Raw genomic sequence first — 24,643 nt, forward strand, 5'->3', positions numbered from 1 at the left:
TAATGAAAAACGGCGCCTCGGCGCCGTTTTTTTATCCTTCCGAGTTGATCCGGTGGATCAACGCGCCCAATACTTCCTCGGCGCGCTCGTTGTCGACCTGGCATGTGCCGGCGTTCTCGTGTCCGCCGCCGCCGTACTCCAGCATCAAGGCGCCGATGTTGGTCTTGGACGTACGGTTCAAGATCGATTTGCCGGTGGCGAATACGGTATTCTGGTTCTTCAGCCCCCACAGCACGTGGATAGAGATATTTGTCTGCGGGAACAGCGCATAGATAATGAAGCGGTTGCCGGCGAAGATGATCTCCTCGTTGCGCAGGTCCAGCACCACCAGGTTCTTGTGCACTTTCGCGCAGCGGCGGATCTGGTCCTTGCACTTCTCCGCGTGCTCGAAGTACAGGTCCTTGCGTTCCTTGACGTCCGGCAAGGCCATGATCTGCTCGATCGAGTGATTCTTGCAGGCGTCGATCAGATCCATCATCAGGTTGTAGTTTGAAATGCGGAACTCGCGGAAACGGCCCAGGCCGGTGCGGGCGTCCATCAGGAAGTTCAGCAAATCCCAGCCTTCCGGATTGAGCACTTCCTGCTCGTTGAAGCGCGCGGCATCGCCCTTGTCGACGGCTGCCATCATGTCGCCCCACGAGGCCGGAAAAGCCTTCTCGGCGCCGTAGTAGTCGTAGACCACTCGCGCGGCCGAGGGCGCCTCCGGATGGATCACATGGTTGCTGCGCTCACCGGTATTGCGGATCGTTTCCGACAGATGATGGTCGAAGGCGATATGCACGCCCGGCACGTAAGGAAGATTGGTCGTGATGTCGTTATCGGTGATCGCGATCTTGCCGTCTTGCATGTCCTTGGGATGAACAAACAGGATGTCGTCGATCATGTCCAGGTGCTTCAGCAGCACGGCGCAAACGAGGCCGTCAAAATCGCTGCGGGTAACCAGACGGAATTTATTTGCCATGAATACACCTCGAGAGTTAAACAGTGCGATCGTCCATCATACATGCCCTGAGGCACAAAAAGCGCGGAAGGCAACGCATATAGTTGCGTCGAATCATTTATGCATCAACTGTTCAATAGAATCGCGTTTGACAGGCTCAATTCCGGGCAGTACGATAATTTTCTTTACCGGGTTTGAACGGGCGATGTCGGCCCGAGCTCCGTGGGTAGGCATTTACGCCGCCACGATAAGGTTCAGTTCGAACCCCTCTGACCACCCGCAGGCTGCCGCTATTCACTCGCAAGGCGCCGCGCAACAAGGAGGGGCATGATTCATTTGCTTTCATTGGCCGGCAAACGGGCACTCGCGGAGCTTGTCGCGACCGAGCCGGTACTCGCTTTCACTTTCGACGGCACACTCGCGCCGCCAGTTGTGCTACCCAGCCAGGCACGCATGCAGCCGGCGCTGGAGCGCTGCTTCCGCGACTTGTGCGCCTTGCTGCCGGTCGCCGTCATTACCGGTCGCAGCCTGGACGATGTCGAGGCGCGGCTGCCGGTGCGCCCAGCGTATTTAGTCGGCAATCATGGTGCCGGTTGTCTGCCCGGGCAGGAGGATGCGGCACCGCGTGCGCGCGATATCTGCGCCACTTGGTTGCGGCAGATGATCGACGAGCATGGCTTGCACAAGGTCGATCCCGGGTTGCTGATAGCCGATCATGGGTGTTCGCTGTGGTTGCACTACCGCCTGCTGCGGGACCGGCCACGGACTGTCCGCGAGGTTGAGCGTGTGCTGGGAACACTGCAGCCGGCGCCTGTGGTGGTCGGGGCGCGCAGCGGGATCAATCTACTTCCGCCGGACGCGCCGGGGAAGCGTACAACGTTGAGCACGGTGCTCGACCACGCCTCGCGGCGGACGGCGCTGTACATCGGCGAGGACGAAGCGGACGAGCAGATTTTCAAGGATGCGCCGGAGTCGTGGATGACGGTGCGCATTGGCCGCAGCAAGAACAGCGCGGCGCGTTATTTCCTGCATCATCAGTTCGAGGTGCTGGAGTGTTTGCAGTTTTTGTTGGGACGGATACGACGGCATGAGCATGCCTGACGGACGAAAAAAAGCCCCGACCAGATCACTGGAAGGGGCTTTTTAATATAACTAGCCTGACGATAACCTACTTTCACACTGGTTGCAGCACTATCATCGGCGCAGAGTTGTTTCACGGTCCTGTTCGGGATGGGAAGGGGTGGTACCAACTTGCTATGGTCATCAGGCTTTGACTTGTCTGAGCGGTCGTTCCCTGTTGGGCAACGGCGCTCTAATCTGGAAGTAGTAAGTAATTCAGTATCTCAATACTGGGTAATGAAGTTGTGTATCAACGAACGTTTCAACGCACTTCTTATTCACCATAACCTGCTAAGGTTATAGGGACAAGCCGTACGGGCAATTAGTATCAGTTAGCTTAATGCATTACTGCACTTCCACACCTGACCTATCAACGTCCTGGTCTCGAACGACCCTTCAAAGAGCTCAAGGCTCTGGGAAATCTCATCTCAAGGCAAGTTTCCCGCTTAGATGCTTTCAGCGGTTATCTCTTCCAGACTTAGCTACCCGGCAATGCCACTGGCGTGACAACCGGTACACCAGAGGTCTGTCCACTCCGGTCCTCTCGTACTAGGAGCAGCCCCCTTCAAATTTCCAACGCCCACGGCAGATAGGGACCAAACTGTCTCACGACGTTTTAAACCCAGCTCACGTACCACTTTAAATGGCGAACAGCCATACCCTTGGGACCGGCTACAGCCCCAGGATGTGATGAGCCGACATCGAGGTGCCAAACTCCCCCGTCGATATGAACTCTTGGGAGGAATCAGCCTGTTATCCCCAGAGTACCTTTTATCCGTTGAGCGATGGCCCTTCCATACAGAACCACCGGATCACTATGTCCTACTTTCGTACCTGCTCGACTTGTCAGTCTCGCAGTTAAGCACGCTTATGCCATTGCACTATTAGCACGATGTCCGACCGTACCTAGCGTACCTTCGAACTCCTCCGTTACACTTTAGGAGGAGACCGCCCCAGTCAAACTGCCTACCATGCACTGTCCCCGACCCGGATAACGGGCCAAGGTTAGAACCTCAAATGAACCAGGGTGGTATTTCAAGGTTGGCTCCACGAGAACTGGCGTCCCCGCTTCAAAGCCTCCCACCTATCCTACACAGATTGATTCAAAGTCCAATGCAAAGCTACAGTAAAGGTTCATGGGGTCTTTCCGTCTAGCCGCGGGTAGATTGCATCATCACAAACACTTCAACTTCGCTGAGTCTCGGGAGGAGACAGTGTGGCCATCGTTACGCCATTCGTGCAGGTCGGAACTTACCCGACAAGGAATTTCGCTACCTTAGGACCGTTATAGTTACGGCCGCCGTTTACTGGGACTTCAATCAAGAGCTTGCACCCCATCATTTAATCTTCCAGCACCGGGCAGGCGTCACACCCTATACGTCCACTTTCGTGTTTGCAGAGTGCTGTGTTTTTATTAAACAGTCGCAGCCACCAGTTTATTGCAACCCGTTCACCCTACTGAAGTAAATCAGCCAAGCTACAAGGGCGTACCTTTTCCCGAAGTTACGGTACCAATTTGCCGAGTTCCTTCTCCCGAGTTCTCTCAAGCGCCTTAGAATACTCATCTCGCCCACCTGTGTCGGTTTGCGGTACGGTCTCGTATGACTGAAGCTTAGAGGCTTTTCTTGGAACCACTTCCGATTGCTTCAGAACCTAAGTTCCTCGTCCCAGTCCCTTGAATTACGCGCCCGGATTTGCCTAAGCGCCTTCTATGAACCAGAAACTGCCTATTCCAACAGGCAGACAACCTTCCGCGATCCGTCCCCCCATCGCATCATACGACGGTGCAGGAATATTAACCTGCTTCCCATCAGCTACGCATCTCTGCCTCGCCTTAGGGGCCGACTCACCCTGCTCCGATGAACGTTGAACAGGAAACCTTGGGCTTACGGCGTGGGGGCTTTTCACCCCCATTATCGCTACTCATGTCAGCATTCGCACTTCTGATACCTCCAGCATCCTTTACAAGACACCTTCGCAGGCTTACAGAACGCTCTCCTACCATATCCTTACGGATATCCGCAGCTTCGGTGACTGGCTTAGCCCCGTTACATCTTCCGCGCAGGACGACTCGATCAGTGAGCTATTACGCTTTCTTTAAATGATGGCTGCTTCTAAGCCAACATCCTGACTGTTTTAGCCTTCCCACTTCGTTTTCCACTTAGCCAATCTTTGGGACCTTAGCTGGCGGTCTGGGTTGTTTCCCTCTTGACGCCGGACGTTAGCACCCGACGTCTGTCTCCCAAGCTCGCACTCATCGGTATTCGGAGTTTGCAATGGTTTGGTAAGTCGCGATGACCCCCTAGCCATAACAGTGCTCTACCCCCGATGGTGATACTTGAGGCACTACCTAAATAGTTTTCGGAGAGAACCAGCTATTTCCAAGTTTGTTTAGCCTTTCACCCCTACCCACAGCTCATCCCCTAATTTTTCAACATTAGTGGGTTCGGACCTCCAGTGCGTGTTACCGCACCTTCATCCTGGCCATGAGTAGATCACTTGGTTTCGGGTCTACACCCAGCGACTATCGCCCTGTTCGGACTCGATTTCTCTACGGCTTCCCTATATGGTTAACCTTGCCACTGAATGTAAGTCGCTGACCCATTATACAAAAGGTACGCAGTCACGGAACAAGTCCGCTCCTACTGTTTGTATGCACACGGTTTCAGGATCTATTTCACTCCCCTCCCGGGGTTCTTTTCGCCTTTCCCTCACGGTACTGGTTCACTATCGGTCGATTACGAGTATTTAGCCTTGGAGGATGGTCCCCCCATATTCAGACAGGATTTCTCGTGTCCCGCCCTACTTGTCGCACGCTTAGTTCCACACATCGCATTTCACATACGGGGCTATCACCCGCTATGGCTCCTATTTCCAGAGGATTCTGTTATGCGTCGTGCTAAAACGTGCAGGCTCTTCCCATTTCGCTCGCCACTACTTTGGGAATCTCGGTTGATTTATTTTCCTGCAGCTACTTAGATGTTTCAGTTCGCCGCGTTCGCTTTGCATACCTATGTATTCAGTATGCAATGACCTAAAAGGCCGGGTTTCCCCATTCGGAAATCTGCGGATCAAAGCTTGTTTGCTAGCTCCCCGCAGCTTATCGCAAGCTACTACGTCCTTCATCGCCTGTAATCGCCAAGGCATCCACCATGTGCACTTATTCACTTGTCCCTATAACGTTAGCCCCTTGCGACTAAACAAAGGAGCGGTTACAGAAATAAGAAGTACTACGTTGTTGCGTTTGTTGATACATACAATCATTACCCATCGCGCCACCTGTCGGTGATGCGATCAATAAAAATTTACTTACTTCTTCCAGATTGTTAAAGAACGTACAGCACTTGATCTCTAAAAGATCAAACATAAACATACGCACATCGCGTTGCTTGCATTTGAACTTTTTGGTGGAGGATGACGGGATCGAACCGACGACCCCCTGCTTGCAAAGCAGGTGCTCTCCCAGCTGAGCTAATCCCCCTGAGATTTACTACAGGCAGAAACTGGTAGGGCTGGTTGGACTCGAACCAACGACCCCCGCGTTATCAACACGGTGCTCTAACCAGCTGAGCTACAGCCCCAAATGCTGTTCTTTATATTGACAGTCGATAAGTGTGAACGCTTAATGAAGAGTGCTACTCTAGAAAGGAGGTGATCCAGCCGCACCTTCCGATACGGCTACCTTGTTACGACTTCACCCCAGTCACGAATCCTACCGTGGTAAGCGCCCTCCTTACGGTTAAGCTACCTACTTCTGGTAAAACCCGCTCCCATGGTGTGACGGGCGGTGTGTACAAGACCCGGGAACGTATTCACCGCGACATGCTGATCCGCGATTACTAGCGATTCCAACTTCATGCAGTCGAGTTGCAGACTACAATCCGGACTACGATACACTTTCTGCGATTAGCTCCCCCTCGCGGGTTGGCGGCGCTCTGTATGTACCATTGTATGACGTGTGAAGCCCTACCCATAAGGGCCATGAGGACTTGACGTCATCCCCACCTTCCTCCGGTTTGTCACCGGCAGTCTCATTAGAGTGCCCTTTCGTAGCAACTAATGACAAGGGTTGCGCTCGTTGCGGGACTTAACCCAACATCTCACGACACGAGCTGACGACAGCCATGCAGCACCTGTGTGATGGTTCCCTTTCGGGCACTCCCAAATCTCTCCGGGATTCCATCCATGTCAAGGGTAGGTAAGGTTTTTCGCGTTGCATCGAATTAATCCACATCATCCACCGCTTGTGCGGGTCCCCGTCAATTCCTTTGAGTTTTAATCTTGCGACCGTACTCCCCAGGCGGTCTACTTCACGCGTTAGCTGCGTTACCAAGTCAATTAAGACCCGACAACTAGTAGACATCGTTTAGGGCGTGGACTACCAGGGTATCTAATCCTGTTTGCTCCCCACGCTTTCGTGCATGAGCGTCAGTTTTGACCCAGGGGGCTGCCTTCGCCATCGGTGTTCCTCCACATATCTACGCATTTCACTGCTACACGTGGAATTCTACCCCCCTCTGCCAAACTCTAGCCTTGCAGTCTCCATTGCCATTCCCAGGTTGAGCCCGGGGATTTCACAACAGACTTACAAAACCGCCTGCGCACGCTTTACGCCCAGTAATTCCGATTAACGCTTGCACCCTACGTATTACCGCGGCTGCTGGCACGTAGTTAGCCGGTGCTTATTCTTCAGGTACCGTCATTAGATCTCTGTATTAGAAAGACCCGTTTCTTCCCTGACAAAAGAGCTTTACAACCCGAAGGCCTTCTTCACTCACGCGGCATTGCTGGATCAGGCTTGCGCCCATTGTCCAAAATTCCCCACTGCTGCCTCCCGTAGGAGTCTGGACCGTGTCTCAGTTCCAGTGTGGCTGGTCGTCCTCTCAGACCAGCTACTGATCGATGCCTTGGTAGGCTTTTACCCTACCAACTAGCTAATCAGATATCGGCCGCTCCAGGAGCATGAGGTCTTGCGATCCCCCACTTTCATCCTTAGATCGTATGCGGTATTAGCGTAACTTTCGCTACGTTATCCCCCACTCCAGGGTACGTTCCGATATATTACTCACCCGTTCGCCACTCGCCGCCAGGTTGCCCCGCGCTGCCGTTCGACTTGCATGTGTAAGGCATGCCGCCAGCGTTCAATCTGAGCCAGGATCAAACTCTTCAGTTTAATCTCTGTTACTTTTGCCGTTTTACCGGCACTCTTATTGCTAAGAGGTCGCTCACTCAAAATACTGACAGGCCACTATTTTCATAGCGCCTATTTCATTACTTCTTGTGAACATTTGATATTTTAAGTTTCATGCAACCCGAAGGCTGCATGTGCACTTTCATCAAACGTCCACACTTATCGACTGTTAATTTTTAAAGAACTTTGTTTGGTACTGCTTGCACGCTTGACAAATCGTTTTGTTTGTCAGCGAAGAAGGAAGAGTATGAAGCGTTTCGCTCATTCCGTCAACCCTCTTTTTTGCCCCGCTTCACTCTGCAACACGTTGTTTTGTGTGCGCCGTTTTGCGAGGAGGCGAACTATAGCAAAGCCGCTCCGGGCTTGGCAAGAACTTTCTTCACACCATCCGCAAGTGCCGCCACCAACAACGCCACGGCCCCAATTCCCATCAACAAACGGTGGTCGCCGCCGCTCCGCGCGAACAGGTAGGAATAGCCATACCCGGCCAACGCCTGGAACAACGCAAACACCGTCGTGGCGCGACTCCACACGGCGCTCTGGCGATGCGCATCGCCGGGCAGTAGCTGATGGACGCGGCCAAGCACAATCGGCACGATGCCGGGCGGGAAGGAGCCGACGACAACGGTCGCCGCGATCAACACAAAATGATTGTGGGACAACATCATCAACCCGATCACTGCCGCCTGCAGACACAGCGCCAACTGGCCGGTGCGCGTTGGGCCGATGCGATCGGTCAATGCGCCATACACCATCGGACCAGCAATCGCGCCGATGCCGTAAGCGATCCAGAACAGGGCCGCTGTATGCGTTCCCCATCCCAAACCGCGCGCCACATAATCGACCAGGAACACCATCAGCGGAACCAAGCCAATCGCCATTAAGGCATACTGGACGTAAAGTACGTTCAGATCGAAGCGCGCGCTGGCTATGGGCGCGGCCGGCTCCGCGCCTTGAGCGGCGGCGGCATGGGCATGCCCGGCATGCGGCCAGCAAAACCAGCTTGCGGTACTCAGCACCAGCGCCAGCGCACCCAGTCCCAGCCACGTCTCGCGCAGGCCGACACCCAGCAACATCGGCACCACCGTGCCCGACGCCGCGATGCCTACGCCCACACCCAGGAATATCGCCCCGCTCGCCATCCCCCTGCGCTCGACCGGCACATGCGGCAACACGGTCGACGCCACCAGCACCATGATGATGCCGCCCGACACCCCCGACAACAGGCGCCAGGCAAAGAACCAACTCACCGATAGTGGAAACGCGCAGGCAAAGAACGCCAGCGAAGCCAGCATCATCATCACACGCAGCGTCGACCGCGCAGTCAACCGCGCGGCGAGCGGGCGCCCGATCAATGCGCCCACCAGATAGCCGACCAGATTGGCCGCGCCGAGATAGACAACGTCCTGCGCGGCAAACCAGTGCGCTTCGATCAACGGCGGTATCAGCGGCGTGTAGCCGAAGCGCGCCAGGCCGATGCCGACCAAGCTGGCGCACAAACCGGCGAATATAGCGCGGCCGGCCGCGCCCTTGTCTTCAGCGTGATTCATCAATGATCCTTAGTCGTCCATCATGTTTGACAGCATAGTCAAACTTGACACCACTGTCAAGAATGGCGATAATCCGCTCCATGGCAGGCATAAAACAGTTCAACGAAGAAGAAACGCTGGAACGCGCGATGCACGTTTTCTGGCGGCAGGGCTACGCCTCGACCTCGATGCAGGACCTGGCGCAGGCCACCGGCGTGCTGCGTGGGTCGCTCTATAACGCTTATGGCGACAAGCAATCGATCTTTTTGCTGGCGTTCGCCCGCTATAAGCAGCGCTATCTGGCGGCGGTGCGCGAAAGGATGCTGGCGGACGACCCCGTCGAGGCGCTGCGCGATTTCTTCGGCTACGTCATCGGTTCGATGTCGCAACCCATCCCCCAGGATGACGATACGCCCTCCTCGTCCACGCGCGGCTGCCTGACGACCAAAATCGCCACCGACGAAACAGCGATGGATGACGCGGTGCGCCAGGCGTTGCGGGGCATGCTGGAAGGATTGGGGGAGGTATTGGAGGAACGGCTGTCGGCGCCAGACGCCGTTGCGCGGCTGCGCCTGCCGCCCAAAGACGCCACACGTTTGCTGGTCACGTTCACACGCGGCAATGTGGTGATGGAACGCATCTACCACGCGCCCGAAGAACTTCAGGCCACGGCCGACACGCTGCTGCAAATATTGTTCACGCCGAAAGCCGCCTAGGCGAGCGGCGCCACGCCCTCAGCAATTATTGATAACGACGTCGATGCGCTTGTGGACATCCTCGGCGAACGCCAGGAATTCGCGCATTTCCTCCGGTCGCGAGACGTCCAGTGCGAACCATTCCGCCGAACCGCCGGCGCTGCGGATTTCCGTCACGAGCGCGTGCAACTTGGCGGAGCGCCGTGCGCCCAGCACCACGTGATGGCCCTCGCCGGCCAGCTGGCGCGCGGTGGCAGGACCGCTGCCCCGGCTGGCGCCAGCAATCAGTATCACCTTTCGATTGGTGTGTGTAGCAGTCATGATGCGGTCCTTTCAATGGCAATAAAACCAGACTGCATCATACGAACATCCGGCGATGCTGCGAATGCACATGTCTATGTGTTTCTTGCCTAATCCTATACATCGTCAATAGTCCCGTAGCCACGGCCGCCGGTTTGATGGATCATTCCTATTCATTACCGTACGTTTGGAGAAATTAATTGGAACGCATGATCGCCCTGCACACCAGTCTGGCAAAGCACGACGGCTACACCGAGACGGCGCTCGAAGACGTGCGCCTGACCCGCGCCACGGAAAGCGTGACCAAGGCGCCGGCCATGTCCGACCCGTGCATCGCCATCGTGTTGCAGGGCCGAAAGCGCGCCCACTTCGGCGACGACGTGCTGCAGTTCGACGCCGAGCATTACCTGGTGGTGGCCATTCCCACGCCGTTCCTCAGCGCCACCGAGGCGTCGGTCGAGGAACCGTTCATGGGTCTGGTCATCCGCGTCGACCGCACCACGCTGGCCGACCTGATGTTTGCCATCGACCAGACGGCCAACGAAGTGCCGGCCATGCCCAAGGGAATGATGACCACGCGGATGGACCAGCGCCTGCGCGAAACCGTGCTGCGCCTGATGGAGGCGCTGAACTCGCCGCTGGAGGCACGCGTGCTCGGTCCCGCCATCGTGCGTGAAATCTGCTTCCGCGTGCTGATGGGCGAGCAAGGTGCGGCGATGCGCGCTGCGCTGACCAGCCAGGGTCAGTTCGGCCGTATCGCCAAGGCGCTGCGCCGCATCCACGCCGATTGCGCGGCCGACATGGATGTCGGCATGCTGGCCTCGGAAGCGAGCATGAGCGTGCCGGCTTTCCATGTACATTTCAAATCCGTCACGCATTGCTCGCCGATCCAATATCTGAAATCGGCCCGTCTGCACCAGGCGCGGCTGCTGATGGCCCGCAGCGACATCACGGCACAGGCCGCGTCGGCCCAGGTCGGCTACGAAAGCCCGTCGCAATTCAGCCGCGAATTCAAGCGCTACTTCGGCCGCAGTCCTGGCGAGGAAGCCGAAGCGATGCGCCGCATGCTGGTGATGCAGCCGGCGGAAACGACAAGGTTGCCATAAAGATAATTTCAGGATAGGATGCGGGGCGGGTGGCATTGCAAATAAACCAATGCCGCCATTTACAGTCTCACCTTTAAGGAACTATATGCGACTCTTGATCATCGCGGCGGCCGCGCTTGCCGTTGCCGGCCCATCGTTTGCGGCCCCGTTCGAACCCGGCGTCTATCTCGGCGTCTCCGGCGGACGCGCCTCGGTCTCGTCCAAGTACGTGGACAACAGCAGTGACTTTTCGGTCGGCGGCGCGATCGGCTACCAGTACAGCCCCAACTTCGGCTTTGACGTCTATACCCGGGGCCTGAGCCTTAATCCGTTCCGCGGCATGTTCACCGAGGCAGGCTACTACCCGGATCGCACCTACGGCATCGCCGTCCAGGGCACGGTGCCGCTCAGCGAGCGCGTCAGCCTGTTCGGCCGTGCCGGCATCGGCCGCACCTCGATGCAGGGCAACCGCAGCGACCTGCCCGACCGCGATGAAACCGATCCGATGGTTGGCGTCGGCGTCAGCTACGCCTTCAACCGCCAGTGGTCGATCGGCGTGGACGCCAGCTATCTGACCAAAACCGAAGTGTCGCTGTTCTCGTTCGGCGCGCGCTTCAATTTCTAGGCGCAACCGCGCACAATCCACTCGCCCAGGCTGTCGAGCGCTTCCCACGGCTCGCGGCCGTGGGGGCGCACCAGGAAGTAGCCGCGCGTCGTGCTCAGCGCCGGCGCCGGCAGCGTGACCAACTGGCCATCGCGCACCAACTCATCCACGAGCGGGCGCCAGCCCAGCGCCACGCCGTGGCCGGCGACTGCCGCCTGGATCAACAGCGGATAATTGCCCAGGGTGAGGCTGGGGACATCGCCGCCGTCGGGCAGTCCCTGCAGCTGCGACCAGTCCTGCCAGGTCATCCAGCGGTTATGCCCGCCACCGCCCAGATGCAGCAACGGTAAACGCAACACATCGGCGGGCGTGCCGCCGGCCTGCGCATGCCGTTCCCGCCAGACCGGCGCGCAGACAGGCACCACCACCTCCGGCAACAGCTGCCGCGCGTCGCAGCCGGGCCATTGGCCTTCGCCGAACGAAATCGCCAGGTCCACCGCCTCGCCGCGTATATCGAACGCGTTCTGCGAAGTGACGATGCGCACGTCGAGCTCGGGCCGCAACTCCTGAAACGCCGCCAGGCGCGGCATCAGCCAGAACTGCGCAAACGCAAAATCGGTCGCGACCGTTACCACTTGCCGCGTGCGCCTCGTGCGCAGCTTGTCGACCGCGACGTGGATCGCCGCCAGATGGTCGCGCACCGCTTCGTGCAAGGTGACGCCGTCCGCCGTCAACGTCACACCGCGATGGGCGCGCTTGAACAGCGGCGTACCCAAGTCCTTTTCCAACGCGGCGATGCGCTGGCTGACAGCCGGCTGGCTGGTGCCGAATTCCTCCGCCACCAGCGTGAAGTTGAGATGCCGCACCGCCGATTCGAAGAAGACCAGACTGTGCAGAGGAACGCCTTGATGCGGACTAGCCATAAATTTTTCTTATGTTTCGATAATTTATTCTGCCTTCAAGACGCTGAAATTGCAAAGGAATTCTGAAATCCACACATAAGCACGATTTATATTATTCGAATATGAATATGCAAATTGATACGTTCATAATTTTCGGCCGGCATCGCAGAATGCGTGCAACGACACATTTACGCTCACGCCTTACCAGCCGACCTTATGCAGCCAAATATTCTGATCCTGATGGCCGACCAACTGGCCGCGCGCGCCCTGGCCACCTACGGCAACCGCGTCACCTCGACGCCGCACATCGACGACCTGGCCGCTGCCGGCGTGGTGTTTGACTCGGCGTATTGCAATTCGCCGCTGTGCGCGCCGGCGCGCTATGCGCTGATGACCGGCACGCTGCCATCGGTCAACGGCGGCTACGACAACGCCGCCGCGCTATCGTCCGAGGCGGTTACCTTCGCCCACTACCTGCGCCACGCCGGCTACCGCACCATCCTCTCTGGCAAGATGCACTTTTGCGGCGCCGACCAGTTGCACGGCTTCGAGGAGCGCCTGACCACCGACATCTATCCCGCCGACTTCGGCTGGACCCCGGACTGGCGCCAGCCCGACGTGCGCCCGGAGTGGTATCACAATATGTCGTCGGTGATCGATGCCGGCCACTGCGCGCGCAGCAACCAACTCGACTTCGATGACGAGGTGGTATTCGCAGCGCGCCAAAAACTGTTCGACCTCGCCCGCGATCCGGACCGCCGGCCGTTCTGCATGACGGTGGCGATGACGCATCCGCATGATCCGTACGCGATTTGCTCGCCGTACTGGGAGCAGTACAGCGATGAAGAAATCGACCTGCCACGCGTGCCCGAAGCGCCAGCCGGCGAGGATCCGCACTCGCGCCGCCTGCGCGCTGTGATCGGCCTCGACCAGACGCCGGTCACGCCCGAGCAGACGCGCCGCGCCCGCCGCGCCTACTACGGCGCCATTTCGTATGTGGACGAGCAGATCGGCGTGCTGCTGCGCGCGCTGCGCGACGCGGGCCAGGCCGACGACACCGTCATCATCGTCACCTCCGACCATGGCGACATGCTGGGCGAACGCGGCCTCTGGTACAAGATGAACTTCTTCGAGCCTGCCAGCCGCGTGCCGCTGATCATCCATGCGCCGCAACGGTTCCAGCAGCATCGCGTGGCGGAGTCGGTGTCGCTGGTCGATCTGTTGCCGACCTTGCTTGATCTGGCGCACGACGGCGCGCCACCGCCGGCCGGCGCACGCTTCCCGCTCGAGATCGCCGGCCGCAGCCTGTTGCCGCACCTGACCCAACGCGGCGGCCACGACGGCGTCGTTGCCGAGTATCTGGCCGAAGGCGCGCTGGCGCCCATTGTCATGCTGCGCCAGGGCGCCTGGAAATTCATCCACTCGCCAGCCGATCCCGACCAGCTCTATCACTTGGGCGACGATCCCGACGAGCAGAATAACCTGGCATCGGACCCGGCCAGCGCCGACGTGCTGGCCCGCTTCCGCGCCGACACCGCGCAACGCTGGGACTTGCCGGCGCTGCACCGGCAAGTGCTGGCCAGCCAGGCGCGGCGGCGCTTTATCGGCGCCGCCAACGCACTCGGCGTGCGTCACGCGTGGGATTACGAGCCACCGCGCGACGCAAGCAAGCGCTACATCCGCAACCATCTCGACCTCGACGCGCTGGAAGCCCGGGCGCGTCTGTCCGCCCGACCAGGAGCCGACGCATGAATCACGCATATCCACACCATCCGATCCGCCTCGCGCAGCGCGCATTTCGGCTCGCGGCAGCCTCGCTGGCGGCCGGCGCCGCCGTGATGGTCTCGATCGCCAACCCGGCCCACGCCGCCGAACCTGAATCCTGCCGCGCGGTGCGCATGGCCGATCCCGGCTGGACCGACATCGGCGCCGCCAACGCGCTGGCGGGCATCGTACTGGAAGCCCTCGGCTACGAACAGAAAGTGCTGCCGCTGTCGGTGCCGATCACGTACGCCGGCTTGCAGAAGGAACAGATCGACGTCTTCCTCGGCAACTGGATGCCGGCCCAGCGTCAACTGGTCGATCCGCTGCTAAAGGCCGGCGCCATCGACTTCCTGCACGCCAACCTGCCGGGCGCCAAGTTCACGCTGGCCGTGCCGGACTATGTGGCCCGCGCCGGCGTACGCACCTTCAGCGACCTGGCCAAACACGCCGACAAGTTCGACCGCAAAATCTACGGCATCGAATCGGGCGCGCCCGCCAATCAATCGATCAAGAAAATGCTGGCCGCGCAAAGCTACGGCCTTAGCGGTTGGACGCTGGTCGAGTCGAGCGAACAAGGCATGCTGAGCCAGGTCGCGCGCAAAGGCCGCAGCGCGGAGTGGATCGTCTTCCTCGCGTGGGAGCCGCATCAGATGAACAACACCTACAAGCTGGTGTACCTCGACGGCGACGACCTGTATTTCGGACCGAAATTCGGCAGTGCCAGCGTCAACACGGTGGCGCGGCGCGGCTACCGCGCGGCCTGCCCCAACGTCGGCCGGCTGTTCGCTCAGATCGAACTCAGCGCGCCGCTCGAGCACGCCATCATGGCCGACATGCTCGACAAAAAGCAGCCCGCGCGCACCGCTGCTTTGCGCCAACTGCGCGCCCGGCCCGAGCTGGTGACCGCTTGGGTGGCCGGCGTCACCACGCGCGCCGGCGGCGACGCCGCGTCCGCCGTGCGCGCGCGCCTGGCCCAGCCTTGATTTCCCCGCCTCTTCATCCACTACAGAAGGAGCCTTCGATGCGACAAGCACTGCGATTCAAACCTCTTCACCTTCTCGTGCTGCAGGCGCTGGCCTGCCTGGCTCAGGCGCATGCGGCGGCCGACCCGGCGCCGATCGCCGCCTCCACCGATACGCCGATCGAGACCGTGTTCGTTCAGGGTCAAGGTCGCCAGGTGCAGAACATCACACGCAAGGATCTGGCCGAGGCCATCCCAGGCACCAGTCCGCTTAAGACGCTGGAGAAATTGCCGGGCGTATCGTTCCAGTCGGCCGATCCGTTCGGCGCCTACGAATGGTCGGCGCATATCTCGATCCGTGGCTTCAGCCAGAACCAGCTGGGCTTCACCTTGGACGACATTCCGCTCGGCGACATGAGCTACCGCAACCACAACGGCCTGCACATCAGCCGCGCCATCTCGTCCGAAAACGTCGGCAACGTCACCGTGTCGCAAGGCACGGGCGCGCTTGGCACGGCGTCGACCAGCAACCTGGGCGGCACGGTCAGCTTCACCACGCGCGGCCCGGCCGACGTGGCCGGCGCCACCTTGTCGCAAACGCTGGGCAGCGACAGCACCTCGCGCACTTTCGTACGTTACGACACCGGCCTGCTGCCGACCGATACCAAGGCGTACGTGTCGCTGACCCGCCAGCGCGCCGACAAGTGGAAAGGCGACGGCGGCCAGGACCAGAACCAGTTCAATTCCAAGGTCGTACAAACGCTGGGCGCCAGCCAGTTGAGCGCCTTCTTTAATTACTCCGAGCGCGACGAGACCGACTACCAGGACTTGTCGTTCGACAGCGTGCGCCGCCTCGGCTACAAATGGGACAACTACGCGCCCGACTGGCAGCGCGCGGTCGCCGCCGCCAAAGGTGTCTACAGCGGCGGCGTCAACAACCTGGACGATGCCTACTATCTGGGACGCGGCCTGCGCAACGATTGGCTCGGCGGCGTCGCGCTGGAGTGGAATCCAAGCGATACGGTGCGCTTGAAAACCACCGTCTACGATCACCGCGACCATGGCGAGAGCCATTGGTACACGCCGTACACGCCGTCCTCAGCGAGCGTGCCGATTTCGGTGCGCGCGCAAACCTACGCGATCGACCGCACCGGCGTGGTCAGCGATTTGACGCGGGAAGTGGGCAGCCACGCGGTGACGGCGGGTGTATGGGGCGAGCGCAGCGTGCACAGCTGGTCGCGCGCCTTCTTCGCGGTCAACGGTCCGGAAAGCACCGACCACTTCCTCGACGATCCGTTCTCGACGGTGATCGCGCAGCGCTTCGTCAGCAAGACCACGCAGCTGTACTTGCAGGACAGCTTTGCCGTGCTGGACGACAAGCTCAAGCTCAGCTACGGCTTCAAGAGCACCAAGGCGCGCATCGATGGAGAAAACCAGATCGGCGGGCGTGCCGGCGGCAAGCTGGAGGCATCGAAAAAATTCCTGCCGCAGGCCGGCCTGACTTATGCGCTGACCGACCGCGAGGAGCTGTTCTCTTCATGGGCCAAGAACATGAATGCCTATCAGGCCGGCGCCGACGGCCCGTTCTCGCAGACGCAGGCGGCGTTCGACCTGAGCGCTGGCAAGGTCAAGCCGCAGACTTCCACAACCGTCGACCTGGGCGTGCGCTCGCGGCGCGGCCCGCTACAGGCATCGCTGGCGCTGTATCTGGCGGACTTCAAGAATCGCCAATTGAATGTCGCCACCTGCACCGGCATCGTCGGCTGCCCGACCACGTTGGCCAACGTTGGCAAGGTCGAGACCAAGGGACTGGAAGCGGCGCTGGATTGGAAAATCGCGCGTGAATGGGCCTGGTTCAATTCCTTCACCTACAACGATTCGTCGTACAAGCAGGCGCCGGTGTATTACGAGGGCGCGACGCCCATCAACGTCAACGGCAAGCGCGTGGTCGACGCGCCGCGCGTGTTGTTCAACACCGAAGTGTCGTATGAGCACGCCGGCTGGTTCGCGCGCGCCGACGCCAAATATACCGGAACGCGCTACTACACCTATCTCAACGACAGCCCGGTGCCGTCGTTCTGGCTGGCGAACCTGAGCGCAGGCTACAAGCTCGGCAACATCGGGCCGTTCAAGAGCGCGTCGCTGCAGTTGAACGTGACCAACGTGTTCGACAAACGCTACTTTGCCACCATCGGCACCAATGGCTTTGCCAGCAGCGATCCGTCGGGCGGCTTCGCGACCATGCTCGCTGGCGCTCCGCGCGCCGCCTTCGTGACCTTGTCCGGCAAGTTGTAACCCTCCAGAAAGCACGCCATGTCCAATATCAAAATCTCGCTGCGCAATGTCTGCAAAGTGTTCGATCAGAATCGGGCCGCCGCGCTTGACGATGTGTCGCTCGACATCGCCGAGGGCGGCATCTGTGTGCTGATGGGATTGTCGGGCTCAGGCAAGTCGACCTTGCTGCGCACCATCAATGGACTGGCGCCGCCATCGAGCGGCCAGGTGCTGATCGACGGCGTCGACCTGAGCCGACTGGCGCCGCGTCAGTTGCAGCAACTGCGGCGCGAGGCGATGGGCATGGTGTTCCAGTCGTCGGCACTGTTTCCGCATCGGAGCGTGATCGACAACGCCGCCTTCGGCCTGGAGATCGCCGGCGTGGGACGGGCGGAACGGCATCGGCGCGCCTCGGCCATGCTGGAACAGGTCGGCCTGCTGGCGAATGCGCAGCAACGTCCGCATGAACTGTCCGGCGGCATGCGGCAGCGGGTCGGCCTGGCGCGAGCGCTGGCTGTCGATCCGGCGCTGCTGTTGATGGACGAAGCGTTCTCCGCCCTCGATCCGATCAAACGCCGCGAAATGCAGGAGCTGCTGCTGAGCTTGCAGGGCGAGCGACGTCGCACAATTGTATTTGTGTCGCACGACATCGATGAAGCGCTGCACCTTGGCGACCAGATCGCCCTGCTGCATGGCGGGCGCCTGATTCAGCAGGGCACTTCGCGCGAGCTGTTGAGCAATCCGGTCAACGATCACGTGCGTGAATTCTTCAACAGTGCCGACACGTCCAGCCACCTGTTGGCGGCCGACCTCATCGATCACGAAGCGGTGGCTGGGGCGGCGGCCGAGCAACCCAGCGTCGCCGCCGATGCCCGGTTGAGCGATTTGATGCCGCGCCTGACCGCTTATCAGATGCCGCTGACCGTGCGCGACGCCAGCGGTGTCGCGTTGGGACTGATCACTGCCGCCAGCGCGTTGCGCATAATTTCACGCGCGAGCGCCAGAGGCTGATATGTTCGAACAACTCCACCAATATTTGCCGCTGGGAGACGCGGTCAACGGCGCGGTCCGGATACTGATCGATCACAACGGCGGGCTGTTCGACAGCGCCGGGCGGGTCATCGAAGGTTTGGCGGGTGTCATTGAAAATGTGCTGCAACTGGCGCCCGCTTGGGTGTTGATTGCGGCTGCCGCTATTGTTGGCTGGCGTCGGCTGTCATGGCGCTTCGGCGTGTTCGCGGGACTGTCGCTGTCGCTGATTGCGGCGCTGGGTTATTGGCCGCAGATGATCGTCACCTTGGGGTTAACGCTGTCCGCCACATTGATCAGCCTCGCGTTGGGCGTGCCGCTAGGCATTTTAGCGGCCAGGAACCGCCATGTGCATGCGGTGCTGCGGCCGGTGCTGGATTTCATGCAGACCATGCCGGCATTTGTTTACCTGATTCCGGCTGTGATGCTGTTCGGTCTGGGGCGTGTGCCGGGCATCATCGCCACGGTGATTTTCGCGATGCCGCCAGCGGTAAGGCTCACCACGATCGGGATTTTGCAGGTGGACAAGGAACAACTGGAAGCGGGGCAAGCGTTTGGAGCAACCGGCTGGCAGCTACTGCTCAAGGTGCAATTGCCGCTGGCCCTGCCAGCGCTGATGGGTGGCATCAATCAGACCATCATGATGGCCTTGTCGATGGTGATCGTCACGTCGATGGTCGGCGCGGGCGGATTGGGTGGCGAGGTATTGAGCAGTATCCAACAGCTGGACGTCGGATTGGGATTCGAAAGCGGCTTATGCGTGGTGTTATTGGCGATCATATTGGACCGCATCACACAAAGTTTCGGAGAACGATAAGGATTTGCGCGTCGTATAAACGAAAAAAAGCCCCGACCAGATCACTGGAAGGGGCTTTTTAATATAACTAGCCTGACGATAACCTACTTTCACACTGGTTGCAGCACTATCATCGGCGCAGAGTTGTTTCACGGTCCTGTTCGGGATGGGAAGGGGTGGTACCAACTTGCTATGGTCATCAGGCATTGACTTGTACTGGGCTGCGCGTATTCGCGTCGCCCTGAATCTGGAGAAGTAAGTAAATGGGGTAATGAAGTTGTGTATCAACGAACGTTTCAACGCACTTCTTATTCAACCATAACCTGCTAAGGTTATAGGGACAAGCCGTACGGGCAATTAGTATCAGTTAGCTTAATGCATTACTGCACTTCCACACCTGACCTATCAACGTCCTGGTCTCGAACGACCCTTCAAAGAGCTCAAGGCTCTGGGAAATCTCATCTCAAGGCAAGTTTCCCGCTTAGATGCTTTCAGCGGTTATCTCTTCCAGACTTAGCTACCCGGCAATGCCACTGGCGTGACAACCGGTACACCAGAGGTCTGTCCACTCCGGTCCTCTCGTACTAGGAGCAGCCCCCTTCAAATTTCCAACGCCCACGGCAGATAGGGACCAAACTGTCTCACGACGTTTTAAACCCAGCTCACGTACCACTTTAAATGGCGAACAGCCATACCCTTGGGACCGGCTACAGCCCCAGGATGTGATGAGCCGACATCGAGGTGCCAAACTCCCCCGTCGATATGAACTCTTGGGAGGAATCAGCCTGTTATCCCCAGAGTACCTTTTATCCGTTGAGCGATGGCCCTTCCATACAGAACCACCGGATCACTATGTCCTACTTTCGTACCTGCTCGACTTGTCAGTCTCGCAGTTAAGCACGCTTATGCCATTGCACTATTAGCACGATGTCCGACCGTACCTAGCGTACCTTCGAACTCCTCCGTTACACTTTAGGAGGAGACCGCCCCAGTCAAACTGCCTACCATGCACTGTCCCCGACCCGGATAACGGGCCAAGGTTAGAACCTCAAATGAACCAGGGTGGTATTTCAAGGTTGGCTCCACGAGAACTGGCGTCCCCGCTTCAAAGCCTCCCACCTATCCTACACAGATTGATTCAAAGTCCAATGCAAAGCTACAGTAAAGGTTCATGGGGTCTTTCCGTCTAGCCGCGGGTAGATTGCATCATCACAAACACTTCAACTTCGCTGAGTCTCGGGAGGAGACAGTGTGGCCATCGTTACGCCATTCGTGCAGGTCGGAACTTACCCGACAAGGAATTTCGCTACCTTAGGACCGTTATAGTTACGGCCGCCGTTTACTGGGACTTCAATCAAGAGCTTGCACCCCATCATTTAATCTTCCAGCACCGGGCAGGCGTCACACCCTATACGTCCACTTTCGTGTTTGCAGAGTGCTGTGTTTTTATTAAACAGTCGCAGCCACCAGTTTATTGCAACCCGTTCACCCTACTGAAGTAAATCAGCCAAGCTACAAGGGCGTACCTTTTCCCGAAGTTACGGTACCAATTTGCCGAGTTCCTTCTCCCGAGTTCTCTCAAGCGCCTTAGAATACTCATCTCGCCCACCTGTGTCGGTTTGCGGTACGGTCTCGTATGACTGAAGCTTAGAGGCTTTTCTTGGAACCACTTCCGATTGCTTCAGTGCCTAAGCACCTCGTCCCAGTCCCTTGAATTACGCGCCCGGATTTGCCTAAGCGCCTTCTATGAACCAGAAACCAACTATTCCAACAGTTGGACAACCTTCCGCGATCCGTCCCCCCATCGCATCATACGACGGTGCAGGAATATTAACCTGCTTCCCATCAGCTACGCATCTCTGCCTCGCCTTAGGGGCCGACTCACCCTGCTCCGATGAACGTTGAACAGGAAACCTTGGGCTTACGGCGTGGGGGCTTTTCACCCCCATTATCGCTACTCATGTCAGCATTCGCACTTCTGATACCTCCAGCATCCTTTACAAGACACCTTCGCAGGCTTACAGAACGCTCTCCTACCATATGCTTGCGCATATCCGCAGCTTCGGTGACTGGCTTAGCCCCGTTACATCTTCCGCGCAGGACGACTCGATCAGTGAGCTATTACGCTTTCTTTAAATGATGGCTGCTTCTAAGCCAACATCCTGACTGTTTTAGCCTTCCCACTTCGTTTTCCACTTAGCCAATCTTTGGGACCTTAGCTGGCGGTCTGGGTTGTTTCCCTCTTGACGCCGGACGTTAGCACCCGACGTCTGTCTCCCAAGCTCGCACTCATCGGTATTCGGAGTTTGCAATGGTTTGGTAAGTCGCGATGACCCCCTAGCCATAACAGTGCTCTACCCCCGATGGTGATACTTGAGGCACTACCTAAATAGTTTTCGGAGAGAACCAGCTATTTCCAAGTTTGTTTAGCCTTTCACCCCTACCCACAGCTCATCCCCTAATTTTTCAACATTAGTGGGTTCGGACCTCCAGTGCGTGTTACCGCACCTTCATCCTGGCCATGAGTAGATCACTTGGTTTCGGGTCTACACCCAGCGACTATCGCCCTGTTCGGACTCGATTTCTCTACGGCTTCCCTATATGGTTAACCTTGCCACTGAATGTAAGTCGCTGACCCATTATACAAAAGGTACGCAGTCACGGAACAAGTCCGCTCCTACTGTTTGTATGCACACGGTTTCAGGATCTATTTCACTCCCCTCCCGGGGTTCTTTTCGCCTTTCCCTCACGGTACTGGTTCACTATCGGTCGATTACGAGTATTTAGCCTTGGAGGATGGTCCCCCCATATTCAGACAGGATTTCTCGTGTCCCGCCCTACTTGTCGCACGCTTAGTTCCACACATCGCATTTCACGTACGGGGCTATCACCCGCTATGGCTCCTATTTCCAGAGGATTCTGTTATGCGTCATGCTAAAACGTGCAGGCTCTTCCCATTTCGCTCGCCACTACTTTGGGAATCTCGGTTGATTTATTTTCCTGCAGCTACTTAGATGTTTCAGTTCGCCGCGTTCGCTTTGCATACCTATGTATTCAGTATGCAATGACCTAAAAGGCCGGGTTTCCCCATTCGGAAATCTGCGGATCAAAGCTTGTTTGCTAGCTCCCCGCAGCTTATCGCAAGCTACTACGTCCTTCATCGCCTGTAATCGCCAAGGCATCCACCATGTGCACTTATTCACTTGTCCCTATAACGTTAGCCCCTTGCGACTAAACAAAGGAGCGGTTATAGAAATAAGAAGTACTACGTTGTTGCGTTTGTTGATACATACAATCATTACCCATCGCACCCACCTGTCGGTGTTTGCGATCAATAAAATTTACTTACTTCTTCCAGATTGTTAAAGAACGTACAGCACTTGATCTCTAAAAGATCAAACATAAACATACGCACATCGCGTTGCTTGCATTTGAACTTTTTGGTGGAGGATGACGGGATCGAACCGACGACCCCCTGCTTGCAAAGCAGGTGCTCTCCCAGCTGAGCTAATCCCCCTGAGATTTACTACAGGCAGAAACTGGTAGGGCTGGTTGGACTCGAACCAACGACCCCCGCGTTATCAACACGGTGCTCTAACCAGCTGAGCTACAGCCCCAAATGCTGTTCTTTATATTGACAGTCGATAAGTGTGAACGCTTAATGAAGAGTGCTACTCTAGAAAGGAGGTGATCCAGCCGCACCTTCCGATACGGCTACCTTGTTACGACTTCACCCCAGTCACGAATCCTACCGTGGTAAGCGCCCTCCTTGCGGTTAAGCTACCTACTTCTGGTAAAACCCGCTCCCATGGTGTGACGGGCGGTGTGTACAAGACCCGGGAACGTATTCACCGCGACATGCTGATCCGCGATTACTAGCGATTCCAACTTCATGCAGTCGAGTTGCAGACTACAATCCGGACTACGATACACTTTCTGCGATTAGCTCCCCCTCGCGGGTTGGCGGCGCTCTGTATGTACCATTGTATGACGTGTGAAGCCCTACCCATAAGGGCCATGAGGACTTGACGTCATCCCCACCTTCCTCCGGTTTGTCACCGGCAGTCTCATTAGAGTGCCCTTTCGTAGCAACTAATGACAAGGGTTGCGCTCGTTGCGGGACTTAACCCAACATCTCACGACACGAGCTGACGACAGCCATGCAGCACCTGTGTGATGGTTCCCTTTCGGGCACTCCCAAATCTCTCCGGGATTCCATCCATGTCAAGGGTAGGTAAGGTTTTTCGCGTTGCATCGAATTAATCCACATCATCCACCGCTTGTGCGGGTCCCCGTCAATTCCTTTGAGTTTTAATCTTGCGACCGTACTCCCCAGGCGGTCTACTTCACGCGTTAGCTGCGTTACCAAGTCAATTAAGACCCGACAACTAGTAGACATCGTTTAGGGCGTGGACTACCAGGGTATCTAATCCTGTTTGCTCCCCACGCTTTCGTGCATGAGCGTCAGTTTTGACCCAGGGGGCTGCCTTCGCCATCGGTGTTCCTCCACATATCTACGCATTTCACTGCTACACGTGGAATTCTACCCCCCTCTGCCAAACTCTAGCCTTGCAGTCTCCATTGCCATTCCCAGGTTGAGCCCGGGGATTTCACAACAGACTTACAAAACCGCCTGCGCACGCTTTACGCCCAGTAATTCCGATTAACGCTTGCACCCTACGTATTACCGCGGCTGCTGGCACGTAGTTAGCCGGTGCTTATTCTTCAGGTACCGTCATTAGATCCCTGTATTAGAAGGACCCGTTTCTTCCCTGACAAAAGAGCTTTACAACCCGAAGGCCTTCTTCACTCACGCGGCATTGCTGGATCAGGCTTGCGCCCATTGTCCAAAATTCCCCACTGCTGCCTCCCGTAGGAGTCTGGACCGTGTCTCAGTTCCAGTGTGGCTGGTCGTCCTCTCAGACCAGCTACTGATCGATGCCTTGGTAGGCTTTTACCCTACCAACTAGCTAATCAGATATCGGCCGCTCCAGGAGCATGAGGTTCTTGCGAATCCCCCACTTTCATCCTTAGATCGTATGCGGTATTAGCGTAACTTTCGCTACGTTATCCCCCACTCCAGGGTACGTTCCGATATATTACTCACCCGTTCGCCACTCGCCGCCAGGTTGCCCCGCGCTGCCGTTCGACTTGCATGTGTAAGGCATGCCGCCAGCGTTCAATCTGAGCCAGGATCAAACTCTTCAGTTTAATCTCTGTTACTTTTGCCGTTTTACCGGCACTCTTATTGCTAAGAGGTCGCTCACTCAAAATACTGACAGGCCACTACTTGCGTAGCGCCTATTTCATTACTTCTTGTGAACATTTGATATTTTAAGTTTCATGCAACCCGGAGGTTGCATGTGCACTTTCATCAAACGTCCACACTTATCGACTGTTAATTTTTAAAGAACGTGTATTTGGTGTCACTGGTACTGCTTGCACGCTTGACAA

At 57.6% G+C, this 24,643-nt stretch carries 13 protein-coding genes, 4 tRNA genes and 6 rRNA genes; 9 read left to right on the plus strand and 14 right to left on the minus strand.

The window, feature by feature from the left end:
* Nucleotides 1-31 precede the first annotated feature (31 nt).
* Nucleotides 32-961, minus strand: a complete 930-nt coding sequence (locus ACZ0BA_RS14540) for an exopolyphosphatase (RefSeq protein ID WP_463451951.1) — start codon at nucleotides 959-961, stop codon at nucleotides 32-34.
* Between the two features lie 306 nt (nucleotides 962-1,267).
* Here ACZ0BA_RS14540 and ACZ0BA_RS14545 point away from each other — a divergent pair, with 306 nt between their 5' ends.
* Nucleotides 1,268-2,041 carry a trehalose-phosphatase gene (locus ACZ0BA_RS14545; RefSeq protein ID WP_463451952.1) on the plus strand — a complete coding sequence of 258 codons (774 nt, stop codon included), beginning with the start codon at nucleotides 1,268-1,270 and terminating at the stop codon, nucleotides 2,039-2,041.
* A 54-nt stretch (nucleotides 2,042-2,095) separates the two neighbouring features.
* Here ACZ0BA_RS14545 and rrf (ACZ0BA_RS14550) read toward each other — a convergent pair.
* The 6 genes from rrf (ACZ0BA_RS14550) to ACZ0BA_RS14575 all read right to left on the minus strand — a co-directional run bounded on the left by rrf (ACZ0BA_RS14550) (nucleotide 2,096) and on the right by ACZ0BA_RS14575 (nucleotide 8,800).
* A 5S ribosomal RNA gene (gene rrf / locus ACZ0BA_RS14550) occupies nucleotides 2,096-2,208 on the minus strand.
* Between the two features lie 152 nt (nucleotides 2,209-2,360).
* Nucleotides 2,361-5,233 (minus strand): 23S ribosomal RNA (locus ACZ0BA_RS14555).
* Nucleotides 5,234-5,464: 231 nt separating this feature from the next.
* Nucleotides 5,465-5,540, minus strand: a tRNA-Ala gene (locus tag ACZ0BA_RS14560).
* Between the two features lie 23 nt (nucleotides 5,541-5,563).
* A tRNA-Ile gene (locus ACZ0BA_RS14565) sits at nucleotides 5,564-5,640 on the minus strand.
* A gap of 63 nt (nucleotides 5,641-5,703) precedes the next feature.
* Nucleotides 5,704-7,232: ribosomal RNA gene (locus ACZ0BA_RS14570) — 16S ribosomal RNA — on the minus strand.
* The 16S, 23S and 5S rRNA genes sit together here with 2 tRNA genes alongside, the layout of an rRNA operon.
* A 359-nt stretch (nucleotides 7,233-7,591) precedes the next feature.
* The gene (locus tag ACZ0BA_RS14575) at nucleotides 7,592-8,800 is read right to left on the minus strand and encodes a YbfB/YjiJ family MFS transporter (protein ID WP_463451953.1); all 1,209 of its coding nucleotides are present in this window, start codon (nucleotides 8,798-8,800) and stop codon (nucleotides 7,592-7,594) included.
* An 80-nt stretch (nucleotides 8,801-8,880) separates the two neighbouring features.
* Here ACZ0BA_RS14575 and ACZ0BA_RS14580 point away from each other — a divergent pair, with 80 nt between their 5' ends.
* Nucleotides 8,881-9,495 (plus strand): TetR/AcrR family transcriptional regulator, encoded by a 615-nt coding sequence (locus ACZ0BA_RS14580; RefSeq protein ID WP_463451954.1) that lies wholly within the window; start codon nucleotides 8,881-8,883, stop codon nucleotides 9,493-9,495.
* A gap of 18 nt (nucleotides 9,496-9,513) precedes the next feature.
* On the opposite strand, the gene ACZ0BA_RS14585 is transcribed toward ACZ0BA_RS14580, so the two are convergent.
* The gene (locus tag ACZ0BA_RS14585) at nucleotides 9,514-9,795 is read right to left on the minus strand and encodes an SDR family NAD(P)-dependent oxidoreductase (RefSeq protein ID WP_463451955.1); all 282 of its coding nucleotides are present in this window, start codon (nucleotides 9,793-9,795) and stop codon (nucleotides 9,514-9,516) included.
* Nucleotides 9,796-9,983: 188 nt separating this feature from the next.
* Here ACZ0BA_RS14585 and ACZ0BA_RS14590 point away from each other — a divergent pair, with 188 nt between their 5' ends.
* Nucleotides 9,984-10,880, plus strand: coding sequence for an AraC family transcriptional regulator (locus ACZ0BA_RS14590; RefSeq protein WP_463454759.1), 897 nt, complete (start codon nucleotides 9,984-9,986; stop codon nucleotides 10,878-10,880).
* Nucleotides 10,881-10,965: 85 nt separating this feature from the next.
* On the plus strand, nucleotides 10,966-11,484 hold the full coding sequence (locus ACZ0BA_RS14595) for a porin family protein (RefSeq protein WP_463451956.1): 519 nt from the start codon (nucleotides 10,966-10,968) through the stop codon (nucleotides 11,482-11,484).
* On the opposite strand, the gene ACZ0BA_RS14600 is transcribed toward ACZ0BA_RS14595, so the two are convergent.
* A complete protein-coding gene (locus ACZ0BA_RS14600) occupies nucleotides 11,481-12,386 on the minus strand; it encodes a choline sulfate utilization transcriptional regulator (protein WP_463451957.1) in 906 nt (301 codons plus the stop codon). The two genes, ACZ0BA_RS14595 and ACZ0BA_RS14600, sit on opposite strands and share 4 nt — an antisense overlap.
* 195 nt (nucleotides 12,387-12,581) lie before the next feature.
* On the opposite strand from ACZ0BA_RS14600, the gene betC reads away from it, so the two are divergent.
* From betC to ACZ0BA_RS14625, 5 genes are read left to right on the plus strand one after another with little or no spacing between them, the layout of a single operon-like run.
* Nucleotides 12,582-14,117, plus strand: coding sequence for a choline-sulfatase (gene betC / locus ACZ0BA_RS14605; protein ID WP_463451958.1), 1,536 nt, complete (start codon nucleotides 12,582-12,584; stop codon nucleotides 14,115-14,117).
* Nucleotides 14,114-15,112: a choline ABC transporter substrate-binding protein gene (gene choX, locus ACZ0BA_RS14610; protein WP_463451959.1), complete on the plus strand. Its 999-nt coding sequence runs from the start codon at nucleotides 14,114-14,116 to the stop codon at nucleotides 15,110-15,112. The genes betC and choX overlap by 4 nt, the downstream gene beginning before the upstream one ends.
* A gap of 38 nt (nucleotides 15,113-15,150) precedes the next feature.
* Complete coding sequence (locus ACZ0BA_RS14615; protein WP_463451960.1) at nucleotides 15,151-17,385, plus strand: TonB-dependent receptor; 2,235 nt, start codon at nucleotides 15,151-15,153, stop codon at nucleotides 17,383-17,385.
* A gap of 18 nt (nucleotides 17,386-17,403) precedes the next feature.
* The gene (locus ACZ0BA_RS14620; protein WP_463451961.1) at nucleotides 17,404-18,375 is read left to right on the plus strand and encodes an ATP-binding cassette domain-containing protein; all 972 of its coding nucleotides are present in this window, start codon (nucleotides 17,404-17,406) and stop codon (nucleotides 18,373-18,375) included.
* Nucleotide 18,376: 1 nt separating this feature from the next.
* A complete protein-coding gene (locus ACZ0BA_RS14625; protein ID WP_463451962.1) occupies nucleotides 18,377-19,210 on the plus strand; it encodes an ABC transporter permease in 834 nt (277 codons plus the stop codon).
* A 70-nt stretch (nucleotides 19,211-19,280) separates the two neighbouring features.
* On the opposite strand, the gene rrf (ACZ0BA_RS14630) is transcribed toward ACZ0BA_RS14625, so the two are convergent.
* The 5 genes from rrf (ACZ0BA_RS14630) to ACZ0BA_RS14650 form a co-directional block, all read right to left on the minus strand.
* Nucleotides 19,281-19,393: ribosomal RNA gene (rrf, locus tag ACZ0BA_RS14630) — 5S ribosomal RNA — on the minus strand.
* 132 nt (nucleotides 19,394-19,525) lie between these two features.
* Nucleotides 19,526-22,398: ribosomal RNA gene (locus tag ACZ0BA_RS14635) — 23S ribosomal RNA — on the minus strand.
* Nucleotides 22,399-22,630: 232 nt separating this feature from the next.
* Nucleotides 22,631-22,706 (minus strand) — tRNA-Ala (locus ACZ0BA_RS14640).
* Between the two features lie 23 nt (nucleotides 22,707-22,729).
* Nucleotides 22,730-22,806 (minus strand) — tRNA-Ile (locus ACZ0BA_RS14645).
* A gap of 63 nt (nucleotides 22,807-22,869) precedes the next feature.
* A 16S ribosomal RNA gene (locus tag ACZ0BA_RS14650) occupies nucleotides 22,870-24,400 on the minus strand.
* Between the last annotated feature and the right edge of the window lie 243 nt (nucleotides 24,401-24,643).

Source organism: Duganella sp. AC917 (genome assembly GCF_979258245.1).